1 rRNA gene is annotated in these 256 nt (G+C 54.3%); it reads left to right on the top strand.

The window, feature by feature from the left end:
- Window positions 1-256: ribosomal RNA gene (locus tag KW850_RS32885) — 23S ribosomal RNA — on the top strand; the annotation flags it as partial.

Raw genomic sequence — 256 nt, 5'->3', positions numbered from 1 at the left:
TACAAGTAGTCAGAGCCCGTTCATGGGTGATGGCGTGCCTTTTGTAGAATGAACCGGCGAGTTACGATCCCATGCAAGGTTAAGTTGAAGAGACGGAGCCGCAGCGAAAGCGAGTCTGAATAGGGCGTTTGAGTATGTGGTCGTAGACCCGAAACCAGGTGATCTACCCATGTCCAGGGTGAAGTCCAGGTAACACTGGATGGAGGCCCGAACCCACGCACGTTGAAAAGTGCGGGGATGAGGTGTGGGTAGCGGA

It is taken from the genome of Bacillus sp. sid0103, from assembly GCF_019219025.1.
This window is presented reverse-complemented; position numbering and strand designations above follow the sequence as displayed.